Origin of the sequence: Mycobacterium heidelbergense, assembly GCF_010730745.1 — a bacterium.
Classification (GTDB): domain Bacteria; phylum Actinomycetota; class Actinomycetes; order Mycobacteriales; family Mycobacteriaceae; genus Mycobacterium; species Mycobacterium heidelbergense.
Window position 1 is genome coordinate 1,087,255 of sequence record NZ_AP022615.1, and the last position, 15,755, is coordinate 1,103,009.

The window sequence follows — 15,755 nt, forward strand, 5'->3', positions numbered from 1 at the left end:
CCAAAGACATCCAGGAGGACGTTATGAGTCAGGGTAGTGGTTTGTCGCGTGGTGATAAGCGCCGTAATGCCAAGTTGGCGCGGTTGCGTGAGTTGGTTGCGGTCGGCAACGCGATCGTGGGTATTGATCTGGCCGATAAGAAGCAGGCCGTGGTGGTGTGTGGTCATGATTCGCAGGTGCTGGCGCGTAAGACGGTCAAGGCCAGGGCCTGGGAGTTGGGTCCGGTGCTGGACTGGGCGCGTGGTGTTGCCGAGAGATGCGGGTTCGTTGGTGTGACGGTGGGTTGTGAGCCGACCGGGCATCGCTGGATGGTGGTGAATCAGATTGCTGTCCAACGGGGTATAACGCTGGTGTGTGTGAACCCGATGCTGGTGGGACGGGCTCGAGAGGCCGAGGACTACACCCGGGACAAAAGCGATGACAAAGATGCGATGCTGATCGCGCGGTTGGTGGCCCAGTTGCACTGTTATGTCCCGGAATGTGCTGAGGAAACCTGGGCGCGGCTGCGCCAGTTGGGGGCGCGCCGCGAGCGGCTAGTTACCGAGGCCACCGCGTGCGTGCAGCAGTTGCGTGATCTGCTCGAGTGCGCTTGGCCCGCTGTGTTGGAAGCTGCGTCCAAACCCTTTGATGCGGCTAATTGGTGTGCGGGGTTGGCCGTGGTGTTGGAGCGCTGTGAGGGCCACCCGCAGCGGCTGGCTCGGTGGGGTCTGGCCCGGTTTGAGGCCGCGGTCATCCGTGAATTGCCCCGTTGGGGCGCCCAGCGGCGACGCCGGCGCATCATCGAGGCGATGTTTGTGGCGTTGATCGACCCGGTCGGGGTGATGACCCAGCGCCGCGGTGCACTCGAACGCGCTCGCGGGGTTTTGGCTGACTGGCGGTGGACCAAAACCCGCCTGGCCCAGGTGCAGACCTGCATGGTCGAGGTGCTCGATGAGCTGGGCCTGACCGACTACCTGACCAGTATTCCCGGCCTCAGTGCGGTCGGGGCGGCGGCTATCTTGGCCGAAACCGGCGACCCGGCCCGTTTTGACAGCCCCCGCGCGCTGGTCAAACACGCCGGGCTGTGCCCGCGTGAGAACGCCAGCGGCACCTTTCAGGGCCGATCGCGGATTTCCCGACGCGGCCGGCCTCGGCTGCGGCTGGCCGCCTGGCGCGCGGCGTGGGGCGCCATCCAGCACAACCCGGTCATGGCCGCCCGCTACCGCTATCTGACTACCCGCCCACACAATCGGCTCACCGACGGACAGGCCCGAGCCGCCATCGCCGCCGCGCTGCTGCGCTGGATCCATGTCATCGCCACCGGCTGCGTGCACTGGGACGCCACCATCGCCGGTGCCACCGACCTGCCCACCGCTGCCTAAGGAGGAACCCACCGAATAACCCCCGGTTGGGGCCAAGCTCCACGCGCGCCCGAGGCATCACCAAATGACCTCGCCAGACACCATGAGCAGGCCCCGCCCGGTCCTCACCAAACTCGGTTGCACGCAGTTGGGACACCAAACCCGTTTGACGAACTACGTCGAGACCAGGACCAGGCAGGCCACCCCAACCCTTGACAAAAACCACTTACGGAGGTGTCTGTACACGACGCGCCGGGCGTTGCCGGCATTTTGCGCACCTTCGAGCACACGCTGGTTACCAGGCGTTCCAGTGCGTGACCCGCTCGGCGGGCAGCCGCTTGGCCGGCCGAAAGTCGGTGCCCTTGGTGTAGGCGATCGGGAACAGCCCGCCCTGGCTGTACGTGTCGTACGGGATGCCCAGCACCTCGGCCGCCCGCTTTTCGCCGTCGTCCAGCAGGTGCAGCGTCGTCCAGCAGGTGCCCAGCCCCCGCGAGCGCAGCGCCAGGCAGAAGCTCCAGACCGCCGGGAACAGCGACGCCCAGAACGACGCGCTCAGCCCCAGCGGCGCCCGCTCCACGCGACCCTCCAGGCAGGGAATCAGCAGGACCGGCGCCTCGTGCATGTGCTCGGCGAGATAGGTCGCGGAATCGCGGACCTTGCCCATCCGCTCGCCACGCGTGTCCCCCTCGGCGTATTCCGGCGAGGGCAGGCTGAGGTAGCCGCGGGCGTTGGCCAGGTAGATGTCGGCGATCGCCTTCTTCTTGCCGGCGTCCTCGACGAACACCCATTGCCAGCCCTGCGCGTTAGAACCGGTGGGCGCCTGCAGCGCCAATTCGAGGCATTCCATCAGCACGTCGCGGCCCACCGGCCGGTCGAAGTCGAGGCGTTTGCGGACCGAGCGGGTAGTGGTCAGTACTTCGTCGACGGACAGGTTGAGGGTCATGTGTGGAGACTACATTTGCCCTCATGAGCGTCGAACTGACACAAGAGATTTCCAGCAGGCTCACGTCCGACCACTACGGGTGGCTAACCACCGTCGCCAAGTCCGGGCAACCGGTCCCGCGGCTGGTCTGGTTCTACTTTGACGGCACCGGGCTGACGGTGTATTCCCAGCCGCGGGCGGCCAAGGTCGCCCACATCAAGGCGCGCCCCCAGGTGAGCCTGAACCTGGATTCCGACGGCAACGGCGGCGGAATCATCGTCATCGCCGGCATCGCGGCGGTGGACGCCACCGACGTCGACTGCCGGAAGGACGAGCCGTACTGGGCGAAGTACGGCGAGGAAGCCGAGAGATTCGGCCTGACCGAGGCGATGGGCTCCTACAGCACCCGGCTGACGATCACCCCGACCAAGGTGTGGACGACGCCCACGGGCTAGCTCTTCTCGCCGAGCGTGCGTGTTTGCACACGACACGCCGAGGATTGTTGGCATTCTGCGCACGCTCGGCGCGGCGGAGTCAACGGAAGTCGCGGGACTTCGAGCCGACCCTCAGGGAAATGCGGCCCAGCCGCTCGGCGACGACGGTGATTGCGCCGCTGGCGTTTTGGACCTGCCCGCGGATCAGCAGCGCCGGCGCCGTGTTCGCCAGCTTGCGATGCCGCGCCCACACCCCCGGCGTGCAGAGCACGTTGACCATCCCGGTCTCGTCCTCGAGGTTGAGAAACGTCACCCCCTGGGCCGTCCCGGGCCGCTGCCGGTGGGTGACCGCTCCGGCGATCAGCACGCGGTCGCCGTCGGGCACGCCGAGCAGCTTCCCGGCGGGCACCACGCCCAGCGCGTCCAGGTCGGCCCGCAGGAACTGCGTCGGATAGCTGTCCGGGGAGACGCCGGTGGCCCACACGTCGGCGGCGGCCAGCTCCAGCCCGCTCATCCCCGGCAGCTCCGGGATGTGCGACGACGACCCCACCCCGGGCAGCCGGTCCGGGCGTTGGGTCGCGGCCGCCCCGGCCGCCCACAGCGCCTCCCGCCGCGACATGCCGAAGCAGCCCAGTGCCCCGGCCGTCGCCAACGCCTCGGTCTGCGGCACGGAAAGCTGCAGCCGGCACGTCAGGTCCAGCAGGGAGGCGAACGGGCCGTTGGCCTTTCGCTCCTCGACCAGCCGCTGCGCGAGGTCGTCACCGATGTGGCGGACGGTGCCCAGGCCGAGGCGGACCTCCGTCCCGGCGTTCTCGAGGGTGGCGTGCGCCAGGCTGGCGTTGACGTCCGGCCCGCGCACCGTGACCCCGTGCCGGCGCGCGTCGGCCACCAGCGACTGCGGCGAATAGAAGCCCATCGGCTGGGCGCGCAATAAAGCGGCGCAGAACGCCGCCGGGTGATGCAGCTTGAACCACGACGAGTAGAACACCAGCGACGCGAAACTCAGCGCATGGCTTTCGGGGAAGCCGAAATTGGCGAAGGCCTCCAGCTTTTCGTAGATCCGGTGGATCACCTCGTCGGGGGCGCCGTGCAGCCTGCGCATGCCATCGTAGAACCGGCCGCGCAGCCGGCGCATGCGTTCGGCCGAGCGCTTGGAGCCCACGGCGCGGCGCAGCTGGTCGGCCTCGGCCGCGGTGAAGCCGGCGCAGTCGACCGCGAGCTGCATCAACTGTTCCTGAAAGAGCGGGACTCCCAACGTCTTTAGCAGCGCCGGTTCCATGGACGGGTGTTCGCACTCGACCTTGTCGAGTTTGTTGCGCCGCCGGATGTAGGGGTGCACCGACCCGCCCTGGATGGGGCCGGGCCGGATCAGCGCGACCTCGACCACCAGGTCGTAGAACTCCCGCGGCCTGAGCCTGGGCAGGGTGGCCATCTGCGCGCGCGACTCCACCTGGAACACGCCGACGGAATCGGCGCGCTGTAACATCTCGTACACCGCAGGCTCGGAGAGGTCCAGCTTGGCCAGGTCCACCTCGATGCCCTTGTGTTCGGCCAGCAGGTCGATCATGTAGTGCAGCGCCGAGAGCATGCCCAGCCCGAGCAGGTCGAACTTCACCAAACCGATTGCCGCGCAATCGTCTTTGTCCCACTGCAGGACGCTGCGGTTGGCCATGCGCGCCCACTCCACCGGGCACACGTCGGCGATCGGGCGGTCGCAGATCACCATGCCACCGGAGTGAATGCCCATGTGCCGCGGTAGATTCCGGATCTGGGTCGCCAAATCGATCACCGGCTCGGGAATGCCCTCGATTTCCGGTGAATCGGCCGACCCGTTCCAGTGGCCGATCTGCTTGCTCCACGCGTCCTGCTGCCCCTGCGAGAAGCCCAGGGCACGGGCCATGTCGCGCACCGCGATCCGCGACCGGTAGGTGATGACGTTGGCGACCTGGGCGGCGTAGTCGCGACCGTATTTGTCGTAGACGTACTGGATGACCTTTTCCCGTTGGTCCGACTCGATGTCGATGTCGATGTCGGGCGGCCCGTCGCGGTCGGGCGACAGGAAGCGCTCGAACAATAGCCCGTTGTCCACCGGATCCACCGCGGTGACGCCGAGGGCGTAGCAGACGGCGGAATTGGCCGCCGATCCCCTGCCCTGGCACAGGATGTTGTTGTCTCGGCAGAACCGGGCGATGTCGTGCACCACCAGGAAGTATCCTGGAAACGTCAGCTGCGCAATGACTTTCAGCTCATGCTCGATCTGGGTGTACGCTCCGGGGGCGCTCTCGGGCGTTCCGTAGCGGTCGCGCGCACCCGCCATGGCCAAGTGCCGCAGCCAGCTGTCCTCGGTGTGCCCGTCGGGCACGTCGAACGGCGGCAGCTGCGGCGCGATGAGGTCGAGCCCGAACGCACACCGCTCGCCGAGTTCGGCGGCGGCGGTCACCGCGTCGGGCCGCTGCGCGAACAGCCGGGCCATCTCCTCACCGGACCGCAGGTGCGAGCCGCCTAGCGGGGCCAGCCACCCGGCGGCGGAGTCCAGGGACTGCCGGGCCCGGATGGCGCCCATCGCCATCGCCAGCCGGCGCCGCGACGGCCCCGCGAAATGCGCCCCGGTGGTGGCGACGACGCCGACGCCGAAGCGCGGTGCGAGGGCGGCCAGCGCCGCGTTGCGCTCGTCGTCGAGCGGCTGCCCGTGCTGGGTCAGCTCGACGCTGACCCGATCGGCGCCGAACCGGTCCACCAGGTCGGCCAGCGCCCGCTCCGCCGCGTCCGGACCACCCTCGGAAAGCGCTTGGCGCACACTGCCTTTGCGGCACCCGGTCAGGACGTGCCAGTGCCCGCCCGCGGCCTCGGTCAGCGCGTCGACGTCGTAGCGGGGCTTGCCCTTCTCCCCGCCGGCCAGGTGCGCCGCGGCCAGCTGCCGCGACAGCCGCCGGTACCCCTCGGGGCCGCGGGCCAGCACCAGCAGGTGCGGGCCGGCCGGATCGGGCCGCTCGGTGCGGGCCTCGCCGCCCAGCGACAGTTCCGCGCCGAACACGGTGCGCAGGTCGAGTTCGGCGGCCGCCTCGGCGAACCGCACCGCCCCGTACAGGCCGTCGTGGTCGGTCAGCGCCAGGGCGCGCAGGCCCAGCCGGGCGGCCTCCTCGACCAGCTCCTCCGGCGTGCTGGCCCCGTCGAGGAAGCTGAACGCCGAATGCGCGTGCAGCTCGGCATAGGCGACGGACGAGCGGGCCGGCCGGGCGTCGTCCGGCGGGTGGTACGCGGCCCGCCTGCGCGACAGGGGGCCGTCTTCCGGGAGCTCCGGCGCGCCGGCATGGCGCGGCTTGCTGTCGAGCACCCGCTCCATTTCCGCCCAACTCGGCGGCCCGTTAGACCAGCCCACACCCACAGTCTATCGAATGTTTGTTCGATTAAACCACGGGCCAGGACAACGGTTGTTAAACGGATCTTCAACTCCTAAACAAGCTCTTAACGCTGCGGAGCTACCCGCGCATAAGGTGCCGCGCAGATACTGGTACAGGGGCGAAAATCGACGGTGGGGGCTGAGCATGGCGCAGGTGAAGACACTGGATACGGCTTTTCTCAAGGCTCAAGATGCCGATCGGCAGGCGAGCCTGGCGATCGGCGCGGTCGCCATCGTCAACGGCACCGCACCCGATCACGAGCTTCTGAAAGGGCGTTTGGCGGAACGGATTCGGCCGATTCCGCGGTGCACTCAGGTGCTGCGGACACAGGACCTCGAGTGGGTCGACTATCCGGAGTTCGACCTCACCCATCACGTGCGCCGGGTGGCGATTCCGCGCCCGGGCGACGACGCCGGGCTGTCCCGCGTCATCGCCCACGCGCTGGAACGTCCCCTGGACCCGGACCGCCCGCCGTGGGAGTGCTGGGTCATCGAGGGCCTGAAGGGCAACCGGTGGGCGATCCTGATGAAGATCCACCACGGCCTGGCCGACGGCAACTCCGCCACCCACCTGCTCGCCAGGCTCTGCGACGAAGCCGACGGCGACGCATTCGCCAGTCACGTTGGCGCCGAGCGTGTTTCGCCACCATCAGCCCGGCAGGCCGGCTGGGCCGACGCCCTGGGGCGGGCCGCCGCGGTCACTGCCGGGGTCGCGGCACGCGCGGTCACCGGCACGGCCGGAAACGCCGCAACCGCCATCGGGGTGATCTGGCCAGCATCGCGCCCTGTCCGTCCGACCACCGCCATGCGGCGATACAGCACGGTGCGCGCGCCACTGGCCGAGGTCGACCGCGTATGTCATAAGTTCGGCGTCGGCGCCAACGACGTTGCGCTCGCCGTCGTCACCGAAGGCTTCCGGGAGATGCTGCTGCGTCGCGGCGAACAGCCCCGTTCGGACTCACTGCGCACCCTGGCGCCGCCGCGCTCGGCTACCCTGCCGTATCTGCCCGTCGAGCACCACGATCCGATTCAGCGACTGCGGGCGGTGCATGGCGGGCTGAACCAGACGCAGCCCCGGAGCAGGGCCGCCGACTTTCCGCCGTTCGTGTTGTGCGCCAAGGCACTTCAACTGTTGATCCGGCTACCGCAAAGCGGTGTCGTGACTCTGGCCGCCAACGCGCCGGGGCCACGCCATCGGCTGCGGCTGATGGGCCAGACGGTGGAGCGCTTGCTGCCGATCCCGCCGACCAGCCTGCAGCTGAGCACCGGGGTCGCGGTGCTCAGCTATGGCGATGAGCTGGTATTCGGCATCACCGCCGACTACCGCGCCGCGTCCGACATCGAGCGCCTTGCCGCTGGTATCGAACTGGGAATGGCGCGCCTGGAAGCGCTGAGCCGAGACTCCGTGCTGCTGTTCACGAAAAACGGCCCCCGCAAGCGAGCCTCGCGCGCACTTACCGGTGGAGCCCAACGGGGGCGGGCGTCCGCGGTGACCGCACCAGGGCGGTGCTGACGGGCGATCGCCGGTGTCCATTCCCATTCGATGCCATTCGACCCGATGCGTCGGCGATCGGAATCGGTTCGCCAACAAGCATTTCGGGCGTACGGCCTGATCTGGTCGGGCCAGCGGCGGCCCGCCGAGGTCAGGTTGCGGGCTGCCCGGGCGGGATCGCGCCGTCGCAGCCACCAGGCGGTGGCGGGCCCGGGAGGGGTTCGTCGCCGCCGACGCAGTCGTAGTAGAACTGAGGGCCGACCATCCAGGTTTTCATCCACTGGTGCCAAAACGACCCGTCGGGGTACTTCTCGCCGTCACACACGGCCAATTCACCCCAACCCCATCGACCACCCGGGCAGTAGCCCTTTGTCATGTCGGGCTTGTGCGGGTCAGGCGGATCAGCGCTGGCAACCGCAGTCGAAAACACAAACACCGCAGCGCAACCCAATATCGCGGCGCCATGGCGAGTACCCTTGAGCTTCATTTCGGACTCCCTAAAAACCTAGAAACTTTGAATCAATACAGCCGATTCCAAGCGATGATCAGAACTTGTGGATGAACCACGGCAATGAGGTGTAAGCGAACGGACGTTCCTGGGGACAATCTCGAGTCCGGGCATTGACTCACTAGTCTGGGAGGGCACAACCGTCTTTTCGAATGGTTTACGACGCGCTTTTCGACAGTTTACGACGCCGCGGATTGGCGGCGTCACTCTGGCTGCGTTCACACCGCTCTGGGTTACCGCACGCCGACCGAGCACGTTGCGGCATATAGGCACACCCCTATGGTCTGCGAGATCAACTGAATTCGGATCAAAAAACCCGACCCTAAAACGGGGTGGACTCAGTAACGGGGACTCACGACGAACGAACTTGCGCCCTGGTTTCCCTCTCCACCTCGCCCAACTCGGACGGCATCGAGGAGAACCTTGCCCATGGCTGTGCCGCCGCATCGGCTCGAACGAACGTCCGCCGGAGACTCCACCGCGCCGCGCGCAGGTACAGAGAAATCAAACGTCCGCACAGCAATTGACTACCGTGACTACCGGCACCTGCGCCGCGACTGTGTTCAGGCGAGGAAGGTTGGTCATGCGTAAGTTGGAACCGGTCATCATCGACCCGCGCCGCCACGACGCGGTGTTGTTCGACTCCGCGCTGGATCCTGCCAGGGTGCTGGTCCGGCAGCTCCGGGACGCCGGCGTCGGCACCGGCGTCTTTTCACCCGGCGATAACCGCCGCGACGCCCTGATCGAGGCGGCCGATCGCCTGGCGGTGCGGCCCGGCCGAGCCGTCGTCGTCGCGGTCGACGCGGCGGGCGTCGAGGCCGCGCGCGACGGTGGGTTCGCCTTGGTCGTCGGCGTCGACCGGACCAATGGCGGCTTGCGGCGCTCCGGCGCCGACGCGGTCGTGGCCGACCTGAACGAGATCGCCGTGCGCACCGGGGACCGCCGGATGTCGCAGCTGCCCGACGCATGGGAAGCCCTGGACGACCTGGCCGCCCGGCGGCCGGCGGTGTTCTTCGACTTCGACGGCACCCTGTCAGACATCGTCGACGACCCGGACGCGGCAAGGCCGGTCGCCGGCGCGGTCGAGGCGCTGCGGAAGTTGGCCGCGCGCTGCCCGGTCGCGGTGCTGTCCGGCCGCGACCTCGCCGACGTGACGCGGCGGCTTGGCGTGCCCGGCATCTGGTATGCCGGCAGCCACGGTTTCGAGCTGACCGCGCCCGATGGAACACACCACCAAAACGAGGACGCCGCGGCGGCCATACCCGTGCTCGAACGGGCGGCCGCCGAGCTCCGCGACCGGCTCGGATCGATTCCCGGAATCCTCGTGGAGCACAAGCGATTCGGCGTTGCCGTGCACTACCGCAACGCCGCCCGCGACCGCGTCGGCGAGGTGACCGCGGCGGTGCACGAGGCGGGTCGGTGCGATGAGCTTCGGGTGACCACCGGCCGCGAGGTCGTCGAGCTGCGCCCGGATATCGACTGGGACAAGGGGAAAACCCTCCGCTGGGTGATGGACCACCTGCATGACACCGACCCGGGCCCGCTGGTGCCGATCTACGTCGGTGACGACATCACCGACGAGGACGCGTTCGACGCGGTGCGCCCAGAAGGTATCCCAATCCTGGTGCGGCACAACGAGGACGGCGACCGTGCCACCGCCGCACTGTTCGCCCTCGACGGCCCCGCACGGGTCGCCGAATTCACCGAAAGGCTGGCGCGGCGGCTAAGTGACGCCCACGTGAATTAACTTGTGACCTTTGGTCATTGACCCGCGACTTTTCCTGCCAACACCCTGCGAACTGCGCCGAATTCCAGAACATCTGGTATTGAGCAACGCTAAGCTTTGCGCCGACTCGGGAGGTCAGACATGTCATTTGTCATCGCGTCACCGGACATGGTGGCGTCGGCAGCAGCGGACTTGGCCGGCATCAGATCGGCGATCGGCGCGGCGAACGCGGCGGTGGCGGGTCCGACGGCCCAGATCCAGGCGGCGGCCTCCGACGAGGTGTCGACGGCGATCTCGACGCTGTTCGGCGAGTACGGCCAGGCGTACCAGGCGGTCGGCGCCCAGGCGGCGGCGTACCACGACCAATTCGTCCAGGCGCTGAGCGGCGCCGGCCTCGCGTACGCCGGCACCGAGGCCGCCAACGCCCAGCAGACTCTTGAGCAGGACCTGCTCGGCGTCATCAACGCGCCCACCGAGACGCTGCTAGGCCGCCCGCTGATCGGCAACGGCGCCAACGGCGGGACGGTCAACGGGGTGGGACAAGCCGGGGGCGCAGGAGGGATCCTCTACGGCAGCGGCGGCGCCGGCGGGAACAGCACGAACCTGGGAGTGGCCGGCGGTTCCGGTGGCTCTGCGGGGTTGATCGGCAATGGCGGGGCCGGCGGGCGGGTGGGCCGGGCGGATACGGCGGGGCCGGCGGCCACGGCGGGTGGCTGTTCGGCAGCGGCGGCCCGGGCGGAGCCGGCGGCAACGGCACGACCAACGAAATCGCCGGCGGCTTTGGAGGACCGGGCGGCAGCGCCGGGCTCTGGGGTAACGGCGGCGACGGCGGGACCGGCGGAGCGGGCGCGGCCGGCACCGCGGGCGTCAACATCGGCGAAGCCGGCACCGCCGGCGGCAACGGCGGCAACGGCGGCGCCGGCGGCAACGGCGGGTGGCTGTACGGCAACGGCGGCCTCGGCGGCGACGGCGGGGCCGGCGCGGACGGGGGCGCCGGGGCTGCCGGCAGCATCGGTGGCATCGGCAACACCAACGGGGGCACCGGTGGCGACGCCGGTTCCGGCGGGGCCGGCGGGGCCGGCGGTCGCGCCGGGCTGTTCGGCAACGGCGGCGACGGCGGCGCCGGCAACATCGGCGGCGACGGCGGCAATGGCGGCAGCTACAACGGCATTCCAAGGGCCGGCACCGGCGGCGACGGCGGCCTGGCCGGTGCCGGCGGGGCGGCGGGAGCCGGCGGCAACGGCGGGTGGCTGGTCGGCAACGGCGGCACCGGCGCCACGGGCGGCAACGGCGGCGCCGGTGGGGGCGGCGGCGGCGACTTCAGCGGCGGCGGCCAAAACGGGACCAGTCAGGCCGGCGGCAGCGGCGGGGCGGCCGGGTCCGGCGGGAACGCCGGGTGGCTGTATGGCACGGCCGGCAACGGCGGAACCGGCGGCGACGCCGGCGCGGGCGCGAACAGCTCCACCACCGCGCTCGGCGGCAACGGCGGCGCCGGCGGGCGCGCCGGGCTGTTCGGCGCCGGCGGGACGGGCGGCGCCGGGGGCCTCGGCGGGGAGGACAGCTCCAGCGGCCCCGGTGGTGGCAATGGCGGCAACGGCGGCAACGGGGGAACCGGCGGGTTGCTGGTCGGTGATGGCGGGGCCGGCGGGAACGCCGGGGCCGGCGGGGACGTCACGAGCGTCGGGACCGCGGGCACGGGCGGGACCGGAGGGGCCGGCGGGAACGCCGGGTGGATTTATGGCAACGGAGGCGCCGGTGGGATCGGCGGGGGCGGCGGTGTCCAGCAGGCCACCGGCAGCGGCGGCGACGGCGGCGCCGGGGGCGGCGGCGGGCACGGCGCGTGGCTGTTGGGCAGCGGCGGGAACGGCGGAATCGGCGGCGCCGGCGGGAACAACACCGGCATCGGTATGGGCGCCGGGGCCGGCGCCAACGGCGGGGCCGGCGGCAATGCCGGGCTGATCGGCGCCGGCGGGGCAGGCGGGAACGGCGGCGCCGGCGGCACCGTCACCCAAAGCTCCGCCACCTTGAGCGGCGACGCCGGCAACGGCGGCAACGGCGGCGCCGGCGGCTCGCTCTACGGCAGCGGCGGGGCCGGCGGGAACGGCGGGGTTGGCGGCAGCAATACCGCCGGCGCCGCCAGTAACACGCCTCACGCCGGGGCCGGCGGCAACGGCGGCGCCGGCGGCGCCGCCCGGGGGATCGGCAACGGCGGGGCCGGCGGGGCCGGCGGCGGCGGCGGCGTCACCACCGATGGCACCGCCACCAACAACGGCACCGCGGGCAGCGGCGGCAACGGCGGCAACGGCGGCAGCGCCGCGTGGTGGGGCAACGGCGGCGCCGGCGGCCAGGGCGGGCTCGGTCAAGCCGGCAACAACAACACCTCCACGAGCACCGGGGCACTCGGCGGCGCCGGTGGCAGCGGCGGGAACGGCGGCAACGGCGGCAACGCCGGCCTGCTGTACGGCAACGGCGGCAATGGCGGCGCTGGCAACGACGGCGGCGCCGGCGCCATGGGCAACGCCGGCAACCGTACGAGCACCGGCAGCACAATCAATGGTGGTGACGGCGGTGCCGGTGGCAACGGCGGCGACGGTGGCGCCGGCGGCCGGGGCGGTCTCGTGTTCGGCGGCAACGGCGGCGCCGGCGGCGCCGCGGGCAATGCCGGCGCTGGTGGCGTCGGCGGCTCCGGCGCCCACAACGCCACTTCGGCCGGTGCCGGCGGCAACGGCGGTACCGGTGGCACAGGCGGAAACGGCGGAAACGGCGGGAGCGCACCCGGCCTCTTCGGCAGCGGCGGCAACGCCGGCAATGCCGGCAACGGCGGCAATTCCGGCGCCGGCGGCCAAGGCGGCGGTGGCAGCCCCACCCACAGCGGCCCGGGCGGCGACGGCGGTACCGCCGGTTCCGGCGGTACCGGAGGTACAGGCGGAAGCGCCTCCGGGCTCTTCGGCGGCGGCGGTAGCGGCGGCCACGGCGGCACCGGAGGCGACGCCGGTGGCGGTGGCCAGGGCGGCGAGGACAACGAGAACCCGCCCGTCGGCTCCAACGGCGGCAACGCGGGCACCGCGGCCCCCGGCGGCGACGGTGGGGCCGGCGGGAACGCCGGGGTGATCGGCAATGCCGGCAGCGGCGGTAGCGGCGGCGCCGGCGGGTCCGGTGGCACCGGCGGCGCCGCCGGTGGTACCAGTGGCGGTACCGCCGGCAACTCCAGCAACGGCGCCGACGGCGGAAACGGCGCCGGCGGCGGCAATGCCCAGTACATCGGCAACGGCGGAACCGGTGGCAACGGCGGAAACGCCGGCGCCGGCGGTAACGGCGGGGTCGGCACGCTCCCGGGCACCCCCGGCGCCGGCGCCCCCGGCGGCACCGGCGGGAAGCTATCCGGCGGCGCCGGCCCCCACGGGGCCGACGGGACCTAGTTCGCTTTCAGTGTGAATCCTGGGCGGCAACTGCCCGGCGTGTCGCCGCCCAGGATTCACACTCGACGCCTCAGGCGCACACTCAACGGGCCAGTAGACCGCCTTTGTGGTGGCTGATCAGGACAGGGCGATCACCGTCATGCCCAACGCCTCGGCGGCGTCGCGCATGCGGTCGTCGTAGGTACACAGCCGGCCAAGATCGGCGCCGAGCCGCTGCGCTGTCGCCAGGTGAATCGCATCGAGGCTGCGCAGGTCGAACGGCAGCAGCCCGCCGGCAAGATCGAGCACCCGGTTGTCGAGGCGAAGCAGGTCGAGGCCGGCCAGCGCCCGGCGTCCGGCCTTCCGGGCTGATTCACCCTGACGCAGCAAAGCCCGCATGACCTCCGTCCGGGCCAGGGCGCTCGACACCCGGGGCCGGTGGGTGCGAAGGTACCGACGCAGCGCGTCCGACTCCGGCTCACGAACCGCGAGTTTGACGATGGCGGACGAGTCGAGATAAATGGCCGCCATCAACGCTCATGCTCACGCAGACGGGCAAGTGTCACGGACGGCAATTCGACGCCCGCTTCGAGGTCGATCGGATCGGGGAGGTCATCGAAATCGACTGTGGCACGCTGTATTTCGCCGCTTGCAAGCATCTGCCCGTAAGGGCCCGCTTCCGGCATCGGCGAAAGAAGGGCGACGGGCCGACCGCGGTCGGTGATCTCGATCGTCTCTCCGGCCTCGACGCGGCGGAGGAGTTCGCTGGCCCGCTGCCGCAGCTCGCGCACGCCCACCGCAGTCATGTGCTAACGGTAGCACATGACCAGCCCAGCTAACCCTCCGCGTACTCCACCGCGCCGTCGTCGAGCACCACCCGGGTGCCGGCTCCTTCGGCGCCAGAAGCCTCGGTGCGAAACACCGCCCTGCCCGGTTCGGTGCGCCAGATCAGCGTGGTCAGCGTCTCGCCGGGAAACACCGGCGAGGTGAACCGCGACTCGATCGAGGTGATGTTGGCGGCCACGCCCTTGCCCAGCTCGGCGACCAGCGCCCGGCCCGACACCCCGTAGGTGCACAGCCCGTGCAGGATCGGCTTGGGGAACCCGGCCAACTCGCGGGCGAACCAGGGATCGCTGTGCAGCGGGTTGCGGTCGCCGGACAGCCGATAGATCAGCGTCTGGTCCTCGCGCGTCGGCAGCGGGATCCGGGCGTCGGGCTCGCGGTCGGGAAACTCCGCTGCGGCCGGCCGTTGACCCGGCACTCCCCCGAACCCGCCCTCACCCCGGATGACCAACGTGGTGAGCGTCTCGGCGACCAGCTTCCCCGAGTCCGGGTCGGTGCCGCGGCCGCGCAGCACCAGGATCGCGTTCTTGCCCTCGCCCTTGTCCTGGATGTCGGCGACCTCGGAAACCACCGACAGCTTGCCCGCGGGCGGCAGGGGTGCATGCAGCCGGATGGCCTGCGATCCGTGTAAAAGCATGGCCCAGTTGAACGTTCCGACCTTGCCGGCGGCCCCGAACGCCGGGCAGCAGATCACCGCGTAGGTGGGCAGCACCTGCTGGGTGATGCCGTGGCTGTTCTCGGTGGTGAACGACAGGTCCTCGGTCCCGCAACCGACGCCGAGGGCGTACAGCAGGGTGTCCCGGTCGGTCCATTCGAACAGCATCGGCTCGGTCACCGCGCCGACGGCACTCGGGTCAATGGCCATGCGGGTCTCCTCTCACCGGGCGAAAATTCGCGCTTCCGCCACCTAACCTTCGCAAACCCTTCCCACCGGCACCCTCGGCGGGGCAGGCTATCGGCATGCGCAGGCGCAGCCCGATCGGGAAGGCCGCAAAGGCAATCGCCGTGCTCGCCGCAACGGTAATCCTCGGCGCCTGCGGCGGATCACCGCAGGCGCGCAGCATCACGGTGACGTTCGTCCGGCATGCGGAGTCGGAGGCCAACGCCGGCGGGATCATCGACACCGACGTGCCGGGCCCGGGCCTGAGCCCGGAGGGCAAAGGGCAGGCCGAACAGGTCGCGCACCAGCTTGCCCGCAACAACTACGACAGCGTCTACGCCTCCACCATGGTGCGCACCCAACAAACCGCCGCGCCGCTGGCCGCCGAGCTCGGCAAGCAGGTGGAGGTGCTGCAGGGCGTCCAGGAGATCAACGCCGGCTGGTTCGAGGGCAAACCCGAGACCATGGCCTCCTCCACATATCTGCTGGCGCCGGCGGACTGGCTCAACGGCGATGTCGGGGACAGCATCCCCGGGTCGGTCAGCGGCAAGGAGTTCAACGACCGATTCAGCGCGGCCATTCAGAAGATCTACGACAGCGGCCACCGCAACCCGGTGGTGTTCTCCCATAAATTCGCCATCGAGTACTGGACGCTGATGAACGCGAAGAACGCCAAGGACAGCCTGGCGGCCAGCCATCCGCTGCCCAACGTCGGCCGCGTGGTGATCACCGGGAACCCCATGACCGGCTGGACGCTGGTGGACTGGGACGGCATCCGCAGCTTCGCCGGCTGAGCCCGGTTGACGGTGCGG

At 70.4% G+C, this 15,755-nt stretch carries 11 protein-coding genes and 1 pseudogene; 6 read left to right on the plus strand and 6 right to left on the minus strand.

Annotation, left to right across the window (positions count from 1 at the left end):
• Positions 1-83 precede the first annotated feature (83 nt).
• A complete protein-coding gene (locus G6N25_RS05120) occupies positions 84-1,361 on the plus strand; it encodes an IS110 family RNA-guided transposase (protein WP_158084941.1) in 1,278 nt (425 codons plus the stop codon).
• A 274-nt stretch (positions 1,362-1,635) separates the two neighbouring features.
• On the opposite strand, the gene G6N25_RS05125 is transcribed toward G6N25_RS05120, so the two are convergent.
• Entirely contained in the window at positions 1,636-2,283 is a 648-nt protein-coding gene (locus tag G6N25_RS05125) for a nitroreductase family protein (protein WP_083077364.1), read from the minus strand.
• A gap of 23 nt (positions 2,284-2,306) precedes the next feature.
• On the opposite strand from G6N25_RS05125, the gene G6N25_RS05130 reads away from it, so the two are divergent.
• Positions 2,307-2,717: a TIGR03667 family PPOX class F420-dependent oxidoreductase gene (locus G6N25_RS05130; RefSeq protein WP_083077365.1), complete on the plus strand. Its 411-nt coding sequence runs from the start codon at positions 2,307-2,309 to the stop codon at positions 2,715-2,717.
• 79 nt (positions 2,718-2,796) lie between these two features.
• Here the strand turns inward: G6N25_RS05130 and G6N25_RS05135 are convergent, their stop codons facing one another.
• Positions 2,797-6,075 (minus strand): error-prone DNA polymerase, encoded by a 3,279-nt coding sequence (locus tag G6N25_RS05135; protein WP_083077367.1) that lies wholly within the window; start codon positions 6,073-6,075, stop codon positions 2,797-2,799.
• A gap of 166 nt (positions 6,076-6,241) precedes the next feature.
• On the opposite strand from G6N25_RS05135, the gene G6N25_RS05140 reads away from it, so the two are divergent.
• Positions 6,242-7,609, plus strand: coding sequence for a wax ester/triacylglycerol synthase family O-acyltransferase (locus G6N25_RS05140; RefSeq protein WP_083077368.1), 1,368 nt, complete (start codon positions 6,242-6,244; stop codon positions 7,607-7,609).
• Between the two features lie 130 nt (positions 7,610-7,739).
• Here G6N25_RS05140 and G6N25_RS05145 read toward each other — a convergent pair whose 3' ends face one another.
• Complete coding sequence (locus G6N25_RS05145; RefSeq protein ID WP_083077370.1) at positions 7,740-8,075, minus strand: hypothetical protein; 336 nt, start codon at positions 8,073-8,075, stop codon at positions 7,740-7,742.
• Positions 8,076-8,679: 604 nt separating this feature from the next.
• On the opposite strand from G6N25_RS05145, the gene otsB reads away from it, so the two are divergent.
• Entirely contained in the window at positions 8,680-9,843 is a 1,164-nt protein-coding gene (gene otsB, locus G6N25_RS05150) for a trehalose-phosphatase (protein ID WP_083077372.1), read from the plus strand.
• Positions 9,844-9,963: 120 nt separating this feature from the next.
• A pseudogene (locus G6N25_RS24085) lies at positions 9,964-13,241 on the plus strand (PE family protein).
• Positions 13,242-13,358: 117 nt separating this feature from the next.
• Here the strand turns inward: G6N25_RS24085 and G6N25_RS05160 are convergent.
• The 3 genes from G6N25_RS05160 to G6N25_RS05170 are packed head-to-tail and all read right to left on the minus strand — an operon-like array spanning position 13,359 to position 14,928.
• A complete protein-coding gene (locus G6N25_RS05160) occupies positions 13,359-13,751 on the minus strand; it encodes a type II toxin-antitoxin system VapC family toxin (protein WP_083075108.1) in 393 nt (130 codons plus the stop codon).
• Positions 13,751-14,026, minus strand: coding sequence for a type II toxin-antitoxin system Phd/YefM family antitoxin (locus G6N25_RS05165; protein WP_083075106.1), 276 nt, complete (start codon positions 14,024-14,026; stop codon positions 13,751-13,753). The genes G6N25_RS05160 and G6N25_RS05165 overlap by 1 nt, the downstream gene beginning before the upstream one ends.
• Before the next feature lie 29 nt (positions 14,027-14,055).
• Positions 14,056-14,928, minus strand: a complete 873-nt coding sequence (locus G6N25_RS05170; RefSeq protein ID WP_083075104.1) for a MaoC family dehydratase — start codon at positions 14,926-14,928, stop codon at positions 14,056-14,058.
• Between the two features lie 95 nt (positions 14,929-15,023).
• Here G6N25_RS05170 and G6N25_RS05175 point away from each other — a divergent pair, with 95 nt between their 5' ends.
• Positions 15,024-15,737, plus strand: a complete 714-nt coding sequence (locus tag G6N25_RS05175) for a histidine phosphatase family protein (protein ID WP_083075102.1) — start codon at positions 15,024-15,026, stop codon at positions 15,735-15,737.
• Positions 15,738-15,755: the final 18 nt, after the last annotated feature.